This window comes from Methylobacter tundripaludum, assembly GCF_002934365.1.
GTDB classification, from domain to species: domain Bacteria; phylum Pseudomonadota; class Gammaproteobacteria; order Methylococcales; family Methylomonadaceae; genus Methylobacter_A; species Methylobacter_A tundripaludum_A.
In genome coordinates this window covers 366,079-381,515 of sequence record NZ_PTIY01000002.1, presented here as the reverse complement: position 1 = coordinate 381,515, position 15,437 = coordinate 366,079, and the positions used below count along the sequence as shown (strand labels likewise).

Sequence of the window (15,437 nt, the reverse complement as noted above, 5' to 3'; positions counted from 1 at the left end):
GTTGCGCGGCTCGACGCGGCATATTGGTTCGGTTATTGCTTTGTATTGAGTAAATGGATGCCCAACACGGGGTTTTGATGCGACAAATTAATATGAAGTTGAGAGTAAGCTGCGATCTTCGTTTCCAGATAGAGGCCCCGACAGCCCTTATTTTAATGCTGCGCCCATTGAACGGCGCACAACAAAAGATTACAAGCTCCCGTTATATCGTTGAGCCTTGCGTACAGATCACCGAGAGTAAAGACAACTATGGCAACTTCTGTCAACGCCTGGTCGCTCCGCCCGGAGAATTTAGCGTCCAAACCTCTTTTGAAGTCATCACGGGGGAATATATCGATAGTGCGCCCGGTGCCTATTTTGTTGAAATCCAGAATCTCCCAGACCGCGTTTTGCCTTATCTGTTGCCGAGCCGCTACTGCGAATCGGACCGGTTTGGCAATCTTGCCAGAGAGATAACCGCCGATGCGCCGCCGGGTTACGATCAGGCCGGCAAAATCACGGACTGGGTTCGCAATACCATACAGTACATTCCCGGCTCCAGCGACTATCCGCTATCGGCAGTCGAGGTTCATAACCGGGGCTATGGGGTATGCAGAGACCTTGCGCAGCTGGCGATAACCTTATGCCGCAGTATCAGCATACCGGCGCGTCTGGCGGTGGGTTATTTGTATCGGCTTGAACCGATGGATTTGCACGCCTGGTTTGAAGCCTATATCGGCGGCCGCTGGTACTCGTTTGATCCGACCCAAAACGATTTGCGCGGCGGCAGGGTGATTATTGCTTATGGGCGCGATGCGGCTGATGTTTCGATATTCCACCAATTCGGCCAAGGCTGTATTTTGAATAATATGGATGTCCAGGTTAATTTGCTGGACAAGTCCCGGTAAAACAAAAAGTTTGCTGCATTAACCGAGGCTTGGCTTTAAATAAACCGTCACAAACTAAACAACGGAAGATAAAGACGCCATTTTTTGCTCAACGCCGATGATAGCCCGATTCAAAACACCGAGATTTTTTTCTTCATTGATCTGCATACCCATTACATAGAAAATCGGCATCCATAGCGGATTAATCAAAATGCCGCCCAGCGCACTCTTCCAGGTCCGCTTCAGATTCTTTAAAGGGTTGAAGGACTCGGCTAAGGAGTGCATCGGATACTCGGCAAAAACAGCCGCAATCGGGTGCAGGATGATTTTGTCATGGCCGTCAAGCTGCGCCATTGATTGCAGGAGTTTCCGCTCCATGTTGTGATAATTGATCCGCGCAAAACCCACAGAAACAGCGAAAGTAAGAGCGACCAGCGGCAAAAGAACCGTCGGCGGCGCTACCGGTGCAAAAGTGGAAGACAACATGACGATGCCTAATCCCAACATTAAGACGTCTTCCCCCCGCTCCACATCGCGGTCAATGCCTTTGACAATGTCGGAAACGGCATTGCCGAACGGGTCTTTTAAGTAATCTTTTTCTTGTGCCATGTTATTCTCCTTATGGATAGTGCTAATGCACACCTTATGAAAAATGTCAGATACGCGAACAGGTAGACTGAATTGAGATGCAAAATCCAGCAGTAGCCGCGTGTTCTTTGTGCCGAATTTACCGGCCCACGCCCATTTGTCTAATTCTTATTCTCCCTGTCGGCTAGTGTAATTGAGCTTTTATTCGACGGCAAATTTGGATTTTTAGCGCAGGATACCCACCCCGTAAGGCTTGCGGCATGGCGACTGAAGCCGCCGCAATATTTTCAGTGTAGATTTCTTAATTACAGTCTATGTTTTATTCGATATTATCGGCTTTTCAAACAGTGCTTAAACTCAAGCAGAGGAAAAAACATGCAGCAAAAAATAATGCTATCGTTATCCGCATCACTGGTTTTTTCTATGGCGTCGGTCAACGATGCCGGCGCCGCAGGCTGGAAAGATGTGCTCAATGCCGTCAATAATGACATCAATGGTCATGCCAATAATACCGGCCAAGCATTGCAGCAGAGCCAACAGGCCGTGAATGCGGCTCAGGCTGTGCAAGCCGGCAGTTTGACCGAATTATTGATGCAGCGGACAGGCGTGACGGCGGCCCAGGCTCAAGGGGGCGCTGGCGCTTTGTTTCAGATCGCTAAAAGCAAGATGCAGGCAGATTCATTCGCCCAGTTGGAACAATCGGTTCCGGGCATGCAAGGCATGTTAGGGGCGGCCGTACCCGCTCTAGCGCAGCAAGGTGGTTTGGCGGGGCGTTTATCTTCTCTAGCGGGAGCTTCGGGCGGAACGGCGGGGAGTTTGATTTCACTGGTTTCCGCTTTTCAGCAGCAGGGCATGTCGCCTGCGATGGTGCAACAATTTATCCCGGTGGTTATTGAATATGTCAAAGCCCGTGGCAATAGCGCTTTAGTGGATACTTTAAACGCCGCATTAATCGGGCGTTAAGACATAGACCCAGCCTTCTCCCTTCAGAGAGAAGGCGTAAAAACCCGAGTAAAACCCCGCCCTATTTTGGTTGCCGACATTTAAGCATCATGCTTTCAAGCCAAATCAAGCATCAATAATCACTTTTAATACTTTTCCAGGAGTCAGGGAATTGTTTATTCCAGCCGGATTCCATTTGCGCAAATCCGTAATTGAGACGTTGAATTTACGCGAAATTTGCGCCAAGGTTTCGCCCGGCTTAACCGTGTAATTAATCGTGCGGATTCCCGCCGATGAGGCTTGAGCCTGTTGATGCGCAGCCTTGATAATGATCTTCTGGCCTAAAACCAGTGACGATTTTGGAGAAATTTTGTTCCAGCTTTGAATGTCGTTAACGCTAACCGAAAATTTCTGCGCAACATTCCAGAACGTATCGCCTTTTTTTACGACATAGACCTGTGCGCCGACGGAATTGTTTTTAGCCGTTGTGGCGACGTGCTGCGCCGAATTTTGCGGCGTCGGCATTTTTAAAAGCATGCCGGAATGGATGGAATTGCCCGCTAAATGGTTGGCCTGACGAATCGATTGGGGGGTCGTATTGTTCCTGTCGGCGATCGATACCAAGCTTTCCCCCGCCTTAACCTTATGCAAGCTTGGGATAGCCTGAACTTGATCATGGCGGATTTGCGCCGCCGCCTCGGCATGGTAACGATTTTGATCGACCCGTTGGTCATAAGGCAACTGAGCCAGGTTTTGCTTGAATGTTTGCGCCTTGGCGACCGGGATCAACAAATGATGCGGCCCTTGCGGTGCGGTGCTCGAGTGGTTAAAACCGGGATTTAATTTTAAAAACTCGTTCAGCGGCGTATTAGCCAGCTCCGCGGCTTTGTTTAAATCCAATTGGGATTTGACATCGACAAGCTCGCAGTAAGGCTTGTTGGGGATGTGTTGCAAATTAACGTTGTATTTGTCGGCATTCGCAAATATTCGCGCTATGGCCAGCAACCGCGGCACATAGTCCGCCGTTTCCTTCGGCAGGTCCAATGACCAGTAATCGGTCGCCCGCTTGAGATCTTCATTTTTTTCGATAGCCTTTCTTACATTACCTTTGCCGTAATTATAGGATGCCAGAGCAAGATGCCAGTCGCCATCGAAAGTCTCGCCCAAATGTTTGAGAAAAGCCGTCGCCGCTCTAGTTGAGGCGTAAACGTCGCGGCGACCGTCATACCAAGCGTTTTGCTGGAGACCGTACAGACGGCCGGTAGCCGGTATGAATTGCCAAAGTCCCGACGCGTCGCTTTTTGAATAGGCTTCCGGCAGGAAGGCGCTCTCAACGATAGGCAGCAAAGCCAGCTCGCCGGGGATATTTTTGGCTTCTATCTCATCGAGTATCAGATGCAAATAAGGTTCCGCCCGTTGCTGAACTCTGGCAAGATACGCAGGATGCCGCAAATACCAGTTTAACTCGCGGTCGATCCGTTCATTTTCAATCTGGGGCAGAGAATATAATGATATTAACCGTTCCCAAACCGTGTTCTTATACTTGGCCGGTACCGTGTATTTTTGTTTGCCGAACGGATGGAGGGAATGCCTCACATAGCTGTTATCGGTTTCCGAGGTATCTGGCGGCCTATCGTTAAAAGAGTCTTTTGACGTTGTAGAGCAGCCTGTTACGATTAAAAAGGTCAATAGTGATAAAAATTTACCCGACCTGTTAAAGTTAACGCTCATCATCTAAGCCTTTTAAGAATAAAGTTTATTATTAGAATGCTATCATTATAGCTTGTTTTTATTGAAAATCATCAAAGTCAGATAGTATAAAATGCGCCCATGAAACGTAATTTCTTATTTGCCTGGTATCAAACCCCTCGAGGCAAGCTGTTACAGCAGCTTGAAGCCGACTATATTCAACGGTCCATTACCGTCAGTTGCAAGCAGACCATCTTGCAGATTGGCGGTTTAGGTTGGGAAAGCGAATTTATCGACTGCTCTTTGTACAAAAATTTTACGATACTGGACGCCAAAAGCCTGGGCTGCGATAAAGCAAGAAAAATCCAGGCCAAATCGCACAGCCTGCCCTTGCAGAGCAATTCTGTCGATATGATCATCATCCCGCATTTATTGGAGTTTGACGCTTCCCGGTTTCAAACCATGCGTGAAGTGGAGCGTGTTTTAAAGCCGGAAGGCATATTGGTCATGCTGAATTTTAATCCCTGGAGTCTATGGGTTCGATACCAGTATTTGTGGGATAAAAAAATGGCCGATTCCTGGGGAGGACACTTTATTTCCCGACCCAGGGTTTTGGACTGGCTAAAATTGTTAAATTTTGAAGTCACCGTATCGTCGGAGTTTAGCTTGGATACGGTAAAATCGACTCACGGTAAATTTATAACCCGTGGATACTCGCTCACATCGACCGCCTATGCGATTAGGGCCATCAAGCGCCGCTACAACCTGATTCCATTGACGCCCGTAACCGCGCTAAATCCCCGCTTAATTCTGGCAAACCCGCTTAATACACCAACAACACAGAAAAACAGACATGACTGATCCCGTCATTATTTATACCGATGGCGCCTGTAAAGGCAACCCCGGACCGGGCGGCTGGGGCGTTATCCTCAGCTACAAAGGAAACGTTAAGGAACTTTACGGCGGCGACCCCGCCACCACCAACAACCGCATGGAGCTGATGGCTGCAATCCAGGCGCTGGAAACCCTGACCAAACCCTGTTCCGTGCAGATGAATACCGACTCGAAATATGTGCTGCAAGGCATTACCGAATGGATGAGCAACTGGAAAAAACGCGGCTGGAAAACGGCCACCAGAAGCCCGGTGAAGAATGAAGACCTCTGGCGCAGACTGGACGCCGCCATTCAACGGCATAACATCGAATGGGCATGGGTAAAAGGCCATTCGGGCGACAAAGATAATGACAGGGCGGATGAGTTGGCGAATCTTGGCATTGATTCGTTGCGTTGATCGGTTTTGCCCAAGGGTATTTGATGGGTTTCGCTTCGCTCTACCCATCCTACCGGCTGTAACTAATAACTCAGCGCGGGGGGCGTTTGGTATAGCGAAACCAGTCGCGTACCGCCGCCATTTGTCTAACCTGCTGTTCCGGCGCGTGCCGTTTACAACTTGTATATTCTTCTGTGCCCGCTTTGGCCCCCCAACGGATTTCGACGCAATCATTCGGGTTATAAGCCATCTCGAATGCTGCTTTGCGCGCCAATATCTCCGCTACCGAAAGCTCCCAAGGTTCGCCATTACTGCGTGCATACTGAACCTTTTTCTCCGCAGTCAGTTTTTCATGCAGTTGCTCTATCCGGGTTTTAACTTGTGCTGCGGATTGAGCGGTCAAGTTAAACAGCTCAGGATAACGGACGACTTTTTCAGGGAAACCAAGCAAGACATTGATAGCAATTAACAAGCGCATATCACGCGAAGGCGTGGCGTAATCCTCCCACGGACCGATCGTTTCAAAAATCGCCGCACCTTTCGGCATCTCGATTGTATTGGCTTTTTTACGAAAATAATCCTCACCGTTTTCAACCGATTGCCGCCGCGTTTCCAGTTGTTCCACCAACGCGGTTAACGTCGCCTCGTAAGCCTGTTTCGCATTCAAGCCGTCAGGATTAATCAGCTTGTAAAGTTGTGCGTAAAAATCGTCAGGCTCCAACACTGCCTGTTCAATCGAATAGTCCGGCAACTCGTCATTACTCAACAGCGTGCGGTTGTTGGCAAGCGGACGGAAAGCTTTAAAACCCGCCCCCGCACTGCCCGAATTACCGAATAAAAAGGTGCCTTCCCAAAACCGTTTCCGGCCGATGGAATTATCAGGCTGGGCGTCGGCCGCAAATAAAATCCCCGGACTGTCGGCTGTTTGCGGCACCCATTTCACCAGCACTAGCACATGGCCGTATGGGTCCGCATAAATGGTGCCCGGCCGCAACGTCTCGCGCCGTAACGCCACAGGATAAAAATCAGTCGCTTCGCTCGTAAGCGCGGTGCGGCCATTTCCTGAATGCACAACGTCCATTAGGGTATGGCTTAAGGTTTTAAATGTGGCAGGCGGTGCGGCGTATTGAACAAAACCGGTTTCAATCGTAGCCAAATTGCATGCAGGCGGCTTTTTGGCTGTGCCGCGGCTGCAAGCGCGATAGCTGAACGGCAGGCCGTTTTTCCAGGCAAAATAGCTGCGGAGAAAATACGGGAAATCGGCGCAATCAGGCGTTGCAGGCAGCGCTTTGTCTTCGTTCAAACCTAAATAATTGTGCAGAAAATTACGCTCTGAATCCCGCAAAACAGGCTCCAGGGATCGAAAACTCAGGCTTTGATCAACCGGCGCATCGAAAAGCCGTTCTATCCAGGCCGAATAAAAGGCTTCATAACTGTCATTCCAGACTGCGTGTTCTCCAGTGCCGTTATCGCCGTTAAAAACTTCATGGCACGCCAGCGTTGTGTCTTTATCTTTGGCCTCTAATTGATAACGGCCTTCGTCAAGTTTGTCAATCTGCGCCGATAAATGCCAGGGCATCCCATCATTAGCCGTTGCATTTAACACCTGCTTTTCACCCTTGGGATGGGTTAATACCAATTCGGTAACAGTTTCAGAGCCGGACACAGCCATGACATTAATCGGCGCCCCCGCCTTTACTACGCGCGGAGAAATCCAGATATGGGTAAGATCGCCTTGCGTACAGGAAGAGGCAAAACTTGGCTGACTGATAATGCAGCCCGCTAAAATAATCGCTTGATAGAGTCGCTTCATAAAGACAGGCTCGATCGATTCTGAAAACATAGTTAACGCGGCTATTTTGTAAACTGCTTTTCCGTGACAGCAACTCGGCTTGCTGGCCGCCGATTGTTTCATATTTCGAATCCGCCTACACCGGTATCCAAATACCATGAAGTTAAAACATGTCCTCCGTCACATAAACTTCGTGTCCTGAAATAGTGACTCCGATACCTTGTTGATCGTATTTCGGCGACAGAATGTTTTTCCGGTGCGGCGGGCTGTCCATCCATCCCTGTACGGTCGATTGTGCGATTTCTTCCGGGGTTTTCCAGACGTATTCCTTTTTTACCGCAACACCGTTTTGCTTGGTCGTAATGACCTTATCGTAAAGATGATTCATAAATATGTTTTCGCCCGGACCGATTACCCAGGTATTGGCGTCGGCTTGCTTTTTCCTGTCCCATCCCAACCTTTTAGCCCGCTCGACGGGACCTTCCCCCTGCAAATTCGTGTGGTTAAAAAAATGATAACGCGCCATGTCGCGGCTATGCTGACGGGCGATGGCCGCGAGCAACTCATCGTTATTCAATTGGGGCAGGCCGTGCTTTTGCCGCTCACGGTTTATCTGTTGATGAATTTCGCGTTCAAGTTCAGCGGCCGCTATCCCCGGCTGAGCGTCAATATCGGCTACTACCGGATAAGGGACAGTCCCGAGGCAAAAAATGAACAGGGATAAAATTCGTTTCATGATCTTGATGCCGGCATTAATGTGTGGAGGGGAGACGCTAGGGCATTCGGAATTCGGATATAAAAGCGCACAGGCGGACTAGCATAGCGCAGCTCGACATTTATTGTCACCCTGTATGGCAGTTTCAGCCGGCCGCCGCCGTCTCAAATCGACACGTAGCCGTCAAATAAGTCCCATAGTATACGCACAGCATAGCCACGGGACTTTTTCCGCTCAAAAGCAGCAATGATTTATTTTCTCATTGATTTTTTGAATTTTTTATCCAATTTGTTATTGGCGTCTTGAGATAATTGAGCTGCCCGCTTGGCTGCGGTTTCTGCGGCCCCTGCCCTTGCCGCCGCATCGGCGGCCGTCGTTTGCGCACTGGATGCATCAGCTGATGCTTGTTTAACAGAACCGTCCAAGCCGTTAACTTGCGACTGTAAATCTTCGATATCCGAATTTGTTGCGCAAGCCGTAATCAGGCTGCAAGCCAGCGCAATCATTGATAGCTTCATTACTGTTTTCATATTATTTTTCCTTACTGAAGATGATGACCATAAAACCCCACATATCAAATAACCCTCTGTTTAATCTGAGCTATTTGAATATATCTTGCATATCGGTAACTTAACGCAGGCTTAACACAGTGGATTTAAAAACTCTGACACCCCCGTATCGCGTCACTTCATACGAGTTGCTTGATGAATCGATCCGCCAAAAATCGTCGTAAGCGTTCAATGCCGCAAAAATACACAATGCGCGGATTGTTGAATGCTGTCGGCGCTGGGTGGCGTATCCTATACCCATGTCCAACCTTAAAAAACAACGAAGGGTGTTGATGAAAAAAATACTGGTAACCGGCGCAACCGGGCAGATCGGCTCCGAATTAACGATAGCCTTGCGCGACCGATACGGCGCGGAGAATGTGCTGGCTGCCGGACACAAGAGACCGGCCCAGGACGAATTAACCCAACCGGGACCTTATTGCAGCCTGGATGTCCGCGATGCGGCCGCCCTCAATCAAGTTATAAAGACATATAATATCGATACGATATTTCATCTCGCCTCCCTGCTTTCCGCCGTTGCCGAACAAAAGCCTCAGCTGGCGTGGGACGTCAATATGAACGGTTTGATCAATATACTGGAGGCCTCCAGAACACACCAATGCGCGTTGTTCTTCCCCAGCTCCATAGCCGCTTTCGGCCCGGAAACTCCGCCTATGGATACGCCGCAGGACACCGTTCAGCGGCCCACGACCATTTACGGAATCAGCAAGGTTTCAGGGGAGCTGCTGTGCGATTATTATTATCATCGCTTTGGCGTCGATGTACGCGGCTTAAGGTATCCGGGGCTGATTTCCAGCAAAACCCCACCCGGCGGCGGCACCACCGATTATGCGGTGGATATTTTTTATGCGGCAATAAAGTCGCAACATTATGATTGTTTCCTCCAAGCCGATACGCAACTGGATATGATGTACATGCCCGACGCGATCGATGCGGCTATTAACCTGATGACGGCGGACAGCCGGCAGCTAAAGCACAGAAACGCGTTTAATGTGGCGGCGATGAGCTTTACCCCGCAGCAGTTGGCGGCGGAAATACAAAAACATATGCCTGAATTCAGGGTCGCTTATAAGGTCGATTCATTACGCCAGGCGATTGCCGATTCCTGGCCCAGACACATGGACGACAGCGCCGCCAGAGCCGAATGGGGCTGGCAGGCTCAATTCGATTTGCCGGCGATGGTCAAGGACATGCTGGAAAAAATTACGCTCAAATAACCGGAGGCATTTATGTCACTGAAAAAATTAGATCCGCTGCTCACCGACAAATTAACCCAATTACAACAACAAGACCTATGCAAAGGTAATGAAAAAGTCGTTACCGGCATGCAAGCGGCCGCTGACGGCTTCGGCCCCCGCTATTTTCTCGAAGGATACGGGGACAGAGCTTTCTTGCGTATGAATTCCAATTCCTATCTCGGACTTTCCGTACATCCGCAGGTTATCAAGGCGGAAGCCGCAGCCGCTGAAAAATTCGGCACCGGCCCCGGAGCGGTTCGTTTTATCAGCGGCACTTACCGGCCGCATATTGAACTGGAGCAAAAGCTGGCGGAATTCCACGGCCGCGAATCGGCAATGCTGTTCAGTTCCGCTTATACGACGATGACGGGCGTGTTGCCTCAGTTTATTTCCGCCGATACTTTGGTTGTCAGCGATGCGCTGAATCACAACTGCATTATCAACGCGATACGCTTATCCCATCCCGCCGGCAAAGAAATTTATGCTCATGCGGACATGACTGCCCTGGACAAAATCCTTGAGGCTTACAAAGGCCGGGTCAAGCGCGTTTGCGTGGTCACTGACGGAGTTTTCAGCATGCGCGGCGATTACGCACCTCTCGATGAAATAAACGCCTGCTGTAAACGGCATGAAGGGGCGTATGAAGAAGGGATCATCACCCTAGTCGATGATTCTCACGGCGTTGGCGCTTTTGGGCGTGCCGGCCGGGGTACGGAAGAATATACCAAGGCCAAGGCGGATATTTTGATTGCAACGCTAGGCAAAGCTTTCGGCGTTAACGGCGGCTATGTCGTTTCCAGCTCGGCGGCGATAGCTTACTTGCGGGAAACCTCGCCGTTTTACATTTATTCAAACCCGATTACGCCGGCCGAAGCGGCCGTAGCCGGCGCAGCTTTAGACATTGTTACCAGTGATGAAGGTTTACAACTGCTGGAAAAGTTACGGCTATTTAGCGCCCGCCTTAGATCGGGACTTGAACAACTGGGATTTGAAACCTTGCCGGGAGAGCATCCTATCGTGCCGGTCCTGATCAGGGATAGCGGAAAAACCTCGGCTTTGGCCGCGCATTTATTGGCGAATAATATTCTGGTTACCGGCCTGAATTACCCGGTTGTTCCTCAAGGCGAGCAGGAAATCAGGTTGCAGGTCTGTGCCGAGCATACCGGCAAAGATTTAGACTATTTATTGGCGAAGCTGGCTGATTTTAAGCGCTAGCCGCCTAAACTGAGGAGCAGTGGCAGAGCGCATAGCTACCCTGCCCCGCCACACCCTCGCCATTATTCCTGTCAGGCGTATTCACGCTCTTCTTCTATGACATTCTGTGCGGCGAAGAATTTTTTAAATTGCGGCATAAAGCTGATAGTGATCGGTATCGAATAAAAACAATACATTGCCGCCGCTTCGCCGGTTGATACGCCGAATATCCATTGCGGCATAAACAGCGTCATAATCGCCATGACGAAATGATAGGTAGCGATACGCCAGTTATCCTTCCAGACAAAACCGCTGGCCGCCAAACCAAACAACGAACCCCAGGTAACCAGCAAGCCGAACGCGCTGCCGATGTGGTAGCCGATATGGTATTGGCCCATGAACAGGCACGAGATCATATTGCCGATAAAATTCGGCGCAATATCGAATAGTTGCCATTCTTTAGGTAGAAAACTGAAAACCAAAAATGACGAACTGAGGATTACGCCGGTGATGGTCGCCTTCTTCAGCGCGGTTTTGTCGGACGAATAAGTCGCCAACGCAGGCATAATCGCCAATGCCTGCAAGCTGATATGGTAAGTTGAAAGTTCACTCAATAATTGATTGGCGCCATAGCCGCACTGATCCGCCACCGGATAAGCGAAATACTGAATAAATTCCATCAGGGAAAAATGAAAAATGGCGTAAAACCGTGCAACCCGAACCCAAAACGGTTCACTTTTATCCAAAAAAGTAACAGTAGACGCGGCCAGTCCAACCAAACCCAGGCCAAGAGACATATTTGCACTAAAACACATAATTATTATTCCGTAAATTATTATTGTTAGAAAAATCGCGTCAAAAAATCACCTGACATTTTTTCGCAGCTGCTTTTATTTTACAGATTTGGCAGCGTCATAACCAGCCTGACTGAATCGAGAACAAATGGATGTGCTTGTTAATTATGCCATATCCAATATCTGGATTCACTTCGCGCTCTAACGGTTCGGCAATTAGAACCGGTTTGACCTGTTTACTTTAGTGGAAAAAGACGACAACAGCATGACAATTCGGCGGCCATTATTACTTTATTAAAAAGTAGTGTCGCAGTCTCTTCTGTAACATCACCCGGCAGCTTTGCCGGAGAGTCGATAGACCTTGTATTCGATACGTTCCGGGGGCTTATCCGGCAATTCCGGGTTAATCTCGAACGCGCTCTCAACGTGGGCCAAGTCGATCTCGTAAGTCTCCGAATACAATGTTTTGATCTCTTCGGCAACGCCAAAAGCTTGGCTTGGACTCTGTTTTTCTTCCGCATCCTCCGTGGTCAGCAGAAAAACCTTGGCGGTTTCCGCAACAATCGAACTCAAATGGGCAATATAGCGCCGACGGATGTCTTCCGGCAGGGCGGTAAGCGCTGCCCGGTCATAAACCGTATCAACCGGCCCCAGATCGCCCTCGGTCAATGAGAAATAATCACCGCATAAAATGCTGAGTCTCCCATGTTTCCATAGCGTAAATTTACCAACCTGCCGACGGACAGGCTTCAGATGGTTCTCCCGAAAGAAAGCCCGTACCGCAATAGGACTCAACTCAACGCCGATGACTTCATGCCCCTGCTTGGCAAGCCAAATCATGTCCAAACTCTTGCCGCAGAGCGGTACAAATACCCGACTGCCTTTTGCCAGATCAAGACTGGGCCAAAATTTGGTCAGTAGCCGATTCACCGTTTGCTGGTGAAAATCGGTTCGCCGGTCACGCCAGAACTGCAACCAAAGAACATTGTCGCGGCCAATCATGACGGCTCCAGCGCCAGCGCTTGGGCAAAGGTCAGGAAACGCCCCTTAAACGGATCGCCGTTTTCCATCACATGATCGGCACGTCGCGTAGTAAAGCCGTAACCGAGTTCAGCCATTTCCCGGCAAAAACCGACACGGTTGCCGCGATCCGGGTCAACGATAATGATCTGTGCAGACGGCCCGGCATGACGGTCAATGAAACCGGCAAGCTGGCCGGGCTGCTGCCGCTCATAAAGGACATCACTGCCGATGATCAAGTCGAACTGACCCAGCTCAGGATTGTTTGCCTCCCAGTTTCCTGCATGATATTTCAGCGGCCCCAGTTTGTTCAGCAGCAGGTTCTCATTCAAAAAAGCCTGACTCAGAGGATGCCAATCGCTGACGGTCATGTCTCCTGCCCGACGATGGATGACTAGGCTTGCCAGAGCGAGACCGGCGCCGATTTCCAGAATGCGTTTCCCGGTCAGCTCAATAGTATGCATAGCCAAAGCCAGTACCCGAGCTGACGGCCATAAATGACCGAATAACGGCCAACTGGCCGGTGAGATACCGGCAAGCTCGGCCTCGCCTAGCGGGTCAGAATATTGCTGGAGATCTGACAAAGAACGGATCAGGTAGTCCGTACCGCCAACAGTGACGGTCTGGAACTTGACATGGTAACCGGGCATAGGGATTTCTTCTCATCGGGAACGGGTTGTACATCAGGAAAATGTTCTGATCGAACGGGCACAACACTTCGGTGAGAAGAGGCATACAGGCCGAAAATGGCACTTGCGGAAAGCATCCCGGAATTACCTTTGAGCTCGGGATATTCAAAGAGTATAACAGAGTGACTAAAAAATAACGTGGGCTTTCCCCACTTCAAATTGAGGCGTCTTGTTCCAAACAAACGGCAGTTCTCGTTTCCGATTCATTCGCTCGGATGACCGCAGCTGTTCCAAATTTTCGTAATACAGATGCGTCCATCACCCGACAGATCCCCTATTTTCATTTTAGCGGACCACACCATTCAAAACCTGCGCTTACCTGCATCCCTACCTATCCTGATCAGGAATACAGAAAAAGCGTTGGCATTGGCGGCGCAATGAATAAAAAATCAAGTTTCATCTGAGCATACGGAAAAAATTAAACCATTTAATGGACAAAACCGGCTGATTTCAAGCAGTAAGCCGAACTATCAACTGCCTAAATACGGCAAGTAAATCATGATCTTGCAAAGCAATCAAATGTGGGAATATTATTTCTTTAACGGCGCGACAAGATAAGGTTGGAGGTGTTTTTTACTATGTCTGCTATTTATCCGATACTTGGTTTTACTCACCCTTTGAGTTCAATAACCCATCTTTTGGGAGCAATTTTCTTTGCTTATCAGGCCACCCTCATGTTTCGACAAGAAAAAGGGTCGACTATTCGCATCATCTCACTGGCCGTATTTTCCGGTTCCTGTATTTTTTTATTATTGGTCAGTGGCGTTTACCATTTGTTGCCGACAACCGGAGCAGCGCATACGGTTTTTCAACGACTCGACCATGCAGCTATTTTCTTAGTCATCGCCGGCACCTTTACACCCATACACTGTATTCTTTTTACCGGATTTTTAAGATGGGGATTTCTCGCTATCGTTTGGGTCCTGACCATCAGCGGTCTTATCGTAAAAACAATTTTTTTTACAACAATACCGGAATGGTTCGGTTTGTCTTTCTATCTGGGACTTGGATGGATGGGACTTCTAATGGAGTTTCATCTTTGGCGAAGATATAGCTTTGCTTTTATCCGGCCGTTCGTGCTCGGCGGTATTTTCTATACGGTAGGGGCAATTATTGAATACTACCAACAATTAACAATACTTCCCGGCATAATCGGCCCCCATGAAATCCTGCATATCGCCGTGCTTTTGGGGATAGGTTTTCAGTGGTGGTTTATTGTCAAAATAGTGAGTCAAGTCCCGGTTGTTCACACATGTGATTAGCAAGAATCACCCGTTAAACGAAGACAACCTCATGAATAACAACCATTAAAAACAGTCTTCTCCAGCACTACATAATAAACCGCTGTTGCTTCGGCCATTTCCGGCGCATACTGGACTTCGGTACGGAAGTATCGAACAGCGCTTTCAAGCTTGGCGCATCCCCGAAGTGATTGGATCGATTGATACCCGGTATAAAAAAGCTTTAGTTTTCCACAACGGCGCACCGATCCCTTATCCTCAAAAAATCATTTGGCATTAAAAATACTTGGGGCTTCAATGAAAGGCATTCAGCTAATAGCGGATTCACCTGATATAGATAGAGACCCGTACAGCGCCAGCCGGTTTTTTAGGATTACTTACATTAAAACAGGAAAGTGAACATGAAAAGAATAAATCTAGCGGCAATATTATTGACCTTATCCGTATTTACCGGCGCTGCTTATGCCGATATTACCCTGCAATCCAAAGCAGAAGTCGAGGGTACCTGGAAGCTGCAATCCACCAAAAACTCTTTAACCGATAAAGAAGCCATTCCGAGGGAAGATACCTGGATATTTAAAGACGGCAAAGTAACGATCCTACATATTCCGCGCGAAGGAAAATTCTATGATCAACCGCCGGTAAACTACGAAATAGAAGACGGTAAATTAAAAGTCGCTCTTTTGGGTAACAACAGGTTTGACGTGTTTTCTTTAGAGGCGAAAGACGACAACAGCATGACTTTAAAAGGAAAATTCGGCGGCTATTATTACTTTATTAAAAAGTAGTCTTAACGAATTTAAGGTGGCGTTGGATACCCCTTCGCCACA

The 15,437-nt window shown here is 48.9% G+C and carries 16 protein-coding genes; 8 read left to right on the top strand and 8 right to left on the bottom strand.

Going from position 1 to position 15,437, the window contains the following annotated elements; translation table 11 throughout:
- Window positions 1-77: 77 nt before the first annotated feature.
- Entirely contained in the window at window positions 78-887 is an 810-nt protein-coding gene (locus B0F88_RS03860; RefSeq protein WP_258076553.1) for a transglutaminase family protein, read from the top strand.
- Between the two features lie 54 nt (window positions 888-941).
- Here B0F88_RS03860 and B0F88_RS03855 read toward each other — a convergent pair whose 3' ends face one another.
- Window positions 942-1,475, bottom strand: a complete 534-nt coding sequence (locus B0F88_RS03855) for a hypothetical protein (protein WP_104422618.1) — start codon at window positions 1,473-1,475, stop codon at window positions 942-944.
- 354 nt (window positions 1,476-1,829) lie between these two features.
- Here B0F88_RS03855 and B0F88_RS03850 point away from each other — a divergent pair, with 354 nt between their 5' ends.
- Window positions 1,830-2,417, top strand: coding sequence for a DUF2780 domain-containing protein (locus B0F88_RS03850; RefSeq protein WP_104422617.1), 588 nt, complete (start codon window positions 1,830-1,832; stop codon window positions 2,415-2,417).
- 105 nt (window positions 2,418-2,522) lie between these two features.
- Here the strand turns inward: B0F88_RS03850 and B0F88_RS03845 are convergent, their stop codons facing one another.
- Window positions 2,523-4,130: a lytic transglycosylase gene (locus B0F88_RS03845; protein WP_374953568.1), complete on the bottom strand. Its 1,608-nt coding sequence runs from the start codon at window positions 4,128-4,130 to the stop codon at window positions 2,523-2,525.
- Between the two features lie 96 nt (window positions 4,131-4,226).
- Here B0F88_RS03845 and B0F88_RS03840 point away from each other — a divergent pair, with 96 nt between their 5' ends.
- The gene (locus B0F88_RS03840; protein ID WP_104422615.1) at window positions 4,227-4,946 is read left to right on the top strand and encodes a class I SAM-dependent methyltransferase; all 720 of its coding nucleotides are present in this window, start codon (window positions 4,227-4,229) and stop codon (window positions 4,944-4,946) included.
- Complete coding sequence (rnhA, locus tag B0F88_RS03835) at window positions 4,939-5,376, top strand: ribonuclease HI (RefSeq protein WP_104422614.1); 438 nt, start codon at window positions 4,939-4,941, stop codon at window positions 5,374-5,376. The genes B0F88_RS03840 and rnhA overlap by 8 nt, the downstream gene beginning before the upstream one ends.
- Before the next feature lie 70 nt (window positions 5,377-5,446).
- Here the strand turns inward: rnhA and B0F88_RS03830 are convergent, their stop codons facing one another.
- The 3 genes from B0F88_RS03830 to B0F88_RS03820 all read right to left on the bottom strand — a co-directional run bounded on the left by B0F88_RS03830 (window position 5,447) and on the right by B0F88_RS03820 (window position 8,392).
- Window positions 5,447-7,168 (bottom strand): hypothetical protein, encoded by a 1,722-nt coding sequence (locus B0F88_RS03830; RefSeq protein ID WP_104422673.1) that lies wholly within the window; start codon window positions 7,166-7,168, stop codon window positions 5,447-5,449.
- Window positions 7,169-7,310: 142 nt separating this feature from the next.
- Window positions 7,311-7,883, bottom strand: coding sequence for a CAP domain-containing protein (locus B0F88_RS03825; RefSeq protein WP_104422613.1), 573 nt, complete (start codon window positions 7,881-7,883; stop codon window positions 7,311-7,313).
- A gap of 230 nt (window positions 7,884-8,113) precedes the next feature.
- The gene (locus tag B0F88_RS03820) at window positions 8,114-8,392 is read right to left on the bottom strand and encodes an Lpp/OprI family alanine-zipper lipoprotein (protein ID WP_104422612.1); all 279 of its coding nucleotides are present in this window, start codon (window positions 8,390-8,392) and stop codon (window positions 8,114-8,116) included.
- 311 nt (window positions 8,393-8,703) lie between these two features.
- Between B0F88_RS03820 and B0F88_RS03815 the strand changes: the two genes are divergently transcribed.
- Window positions 8,704-9,648, top strand: a complete 945-nt coding sequence (locus B0F88_RS03815) for an L-threonine 3-dehydrogenase (RefSeq protein WP_104422672.1) — start codon at window positions 8,704-8,706, stop codon at window positions 9,646-9,648.
- A gap of 12 nt (window positions 9,649-9,660) precedes the next feature.
- Entirely contained in the window at window positions 9,661-10,884 is a 1,224-nt protein-coding gene (locus B0F88_RS03810; protein ID WP_104422611.1) for an aminotransferase class I/II-fold pyridoxal phosphate-dependent enzyme, read from the top strand.
- A gap of 71 nt (window positions 10,885-10,955) precedes the next feature.
- Here the strand turns inward: B0F88_RS03810 and B0F88_RS03805 are convergent, their stop codons facing one another.
- From B0F88_RS03805 to B0F88_RS03795, 3 genes are all read right to left on the bottom strand, one after another.
- Window positions 10,956-11,678, bottom strand: coding sequence for a DUF5765 domain-containing protein (locus tag B0F88_RS03805; protein ID WP_104422610.1), 723 nt, complete (start codon window positions 11,676-11,678; stop codon window positions 10,956-10,958).
- A gap of 306 nt (window positions 11,679-11,984) precedes the next feature.
- On the bottom strand, window positions 11,985-12,659 hold the full coding sequence (locus B0F88_RS03800) for a thiopurine S-methyltransferase (protein WP_104422609.1): 675 nt from the start codon (window positions 12,657-12,659) through the stop codon (window positions 11,985-11,987).
- Window positions 12,656-13,327, bottom strand: coding sequence for a class I SAM-dependent methyltransferase (locus B0F88_RS03795; RefSeq protein ID WP_104422608.1), 672 nt, complete (start codon window positions 13,325-13,327; stop codon window positions 12,656-12,658). The genes B0F88_RS03800 and B0F88_RS03795 overlap by 4 nt, the downstream gene beginning before the upstream one ends.
- A gap of 617 nt (window positions 13,328-13,944) precedes the next feature.
- Here B0F88_RS03795 and trhA point away from each other — a divergent pair.
- Together trhA and B0F88_RS03785 are read left to right on the top strand one after the other, a co-directional pair.
- Window positions 13,945-14,628 carry a PAQR family membrane homeostasis protein TrhA gene (gene trhA / locus B0F88_RS03790; RefSeq protein ID WP_104422607.1) on the top strand — a complete coding sequence of 228 codons (684 nt, stop codon included), beginning with the start codon at window positions 13,945-13,947 and terminating at the stop codon, window positions 14,626-14,628.
- A 380-nt stretch (window positions 14,629-15,008) separates the two neighbouring features.
- Complete coding sequence (locus B0F88_RS03785) at window positions 15,009-15,395, top strand: hypothetical protein (protein WP_104422606.1); 387 nt, start codon at window positions 15,009-15,011, stop codon at window positions 15,393-15,395.
- The last annotated feature ends 42 nt before the right edge of the window (window positions 15,396-15,437 follow it).

Coding starts and splice junctions, on each gene's coding strand:
- B0F88_RS03785 (WP_104422606.1), top strand. CDS start 15,009: ATGAAAAGAATAAATCTAGCGGCAATATTATTGACCTTATCCGTATTT.
- B0F88_RS03795 (WP_104422608.1), bottom strand. CDS start 13,327: ATGCCCGGTTACCATGTCAAGTTCCAGACCGTCACTGTTGGCGGTACG.
- B0F88_RS03805 (WP_104422610.1), bottom strand. CDS start 11,678: ATGTGTTTTAGTGCAAATATGTCTCTTGGCCTGGGTTTGGTTGGACTG.
- B0F88_RS03860 (WP_258076553.1), top strand. CDS start 78: ATGCGACAAATTAATATGAAGTTGAGAGTAAGCTGCGATCTTCGTTTC.
- B0F88_RS03820 (WP_104422612.1), bottom strand. CDS start 8,392: ATGAAAACAGTAATGAAGCTATCAATGATTGCGCTGGCTTGCAGCCTG.
- B0F88_RS03840 (WP_104422615.1), top strand. CDS start 4,227: ATGAAACGTAATTTCTTATTTGCCTGGTATCAAACCCCTCGAGGCAAG.
- B0F88_RS03850 (WP_104422617.1), top strand. CDS start 1,830: ATGCAGCAAAAAATAATGCTATCGTTATCCGCATCACTGGTTTTTTCT.
- B0F88_RS03800 (WP_104422609.1), bottom strand. CDS start 12,659: ATGATTGGCCGCGACAATGTTCTTTGGTTGCAGTTCTGGCGTGACCGG.
- rnhA (WP_104422614.1), top strand. CDS start 4,939: ATGACTGATCCCGTCATTATTTATACCGATGGCGCCTGTAAAGGCAAC.
- B0F88_RS03810 (WP_104422611.1), top strand. CDS start 9,661: ATGTCACTGAAAAAATTAGATCCGCTGCTCACCGACAAATTAACCCAA.
- B0F88_RS03845 (WP_374953568.1), bottom strand. CDS start 4,130: ATGATGAGCGTTAACTTTAACAGGTCGGGTAAATTTTTATCACTATTG.
- B0F88_RS03825 (WP_104422613.1), bottom strand. CDS start 7,883: ATGAAACGAATTTTATCCCTGTTCATTTTTTGCCTCGGGACTGTCCCT.
- B0F88_RS03815 (WP_104422672.1), top strand. CDS start 8,704: ATGAAAAAAATACTGGTAACCGGCGCAACCGGGCAGATCGGCTCCGAA.
- B0F88_RS03830 (WP_104422673.1), bottom strand. CDS start 7,168: ATGAAGCGACTCTATCAAGCGATTATTTTAGCGGGCTGCATTATCAGT.
- B0F88_RS03855 (WP_104422618.1), bottom strand. CDS start 1,475: ATGGCACAAGAAAAAGATTACTTAAAAGACCCGTTCGGCAATGCCGTT.
- trhA (WP_104422607.1), top strand. CDS start 13,945: ATGTCTGCTATTTATCCGATACTTGGTTTTACTCACCCTTTGAGTTCA.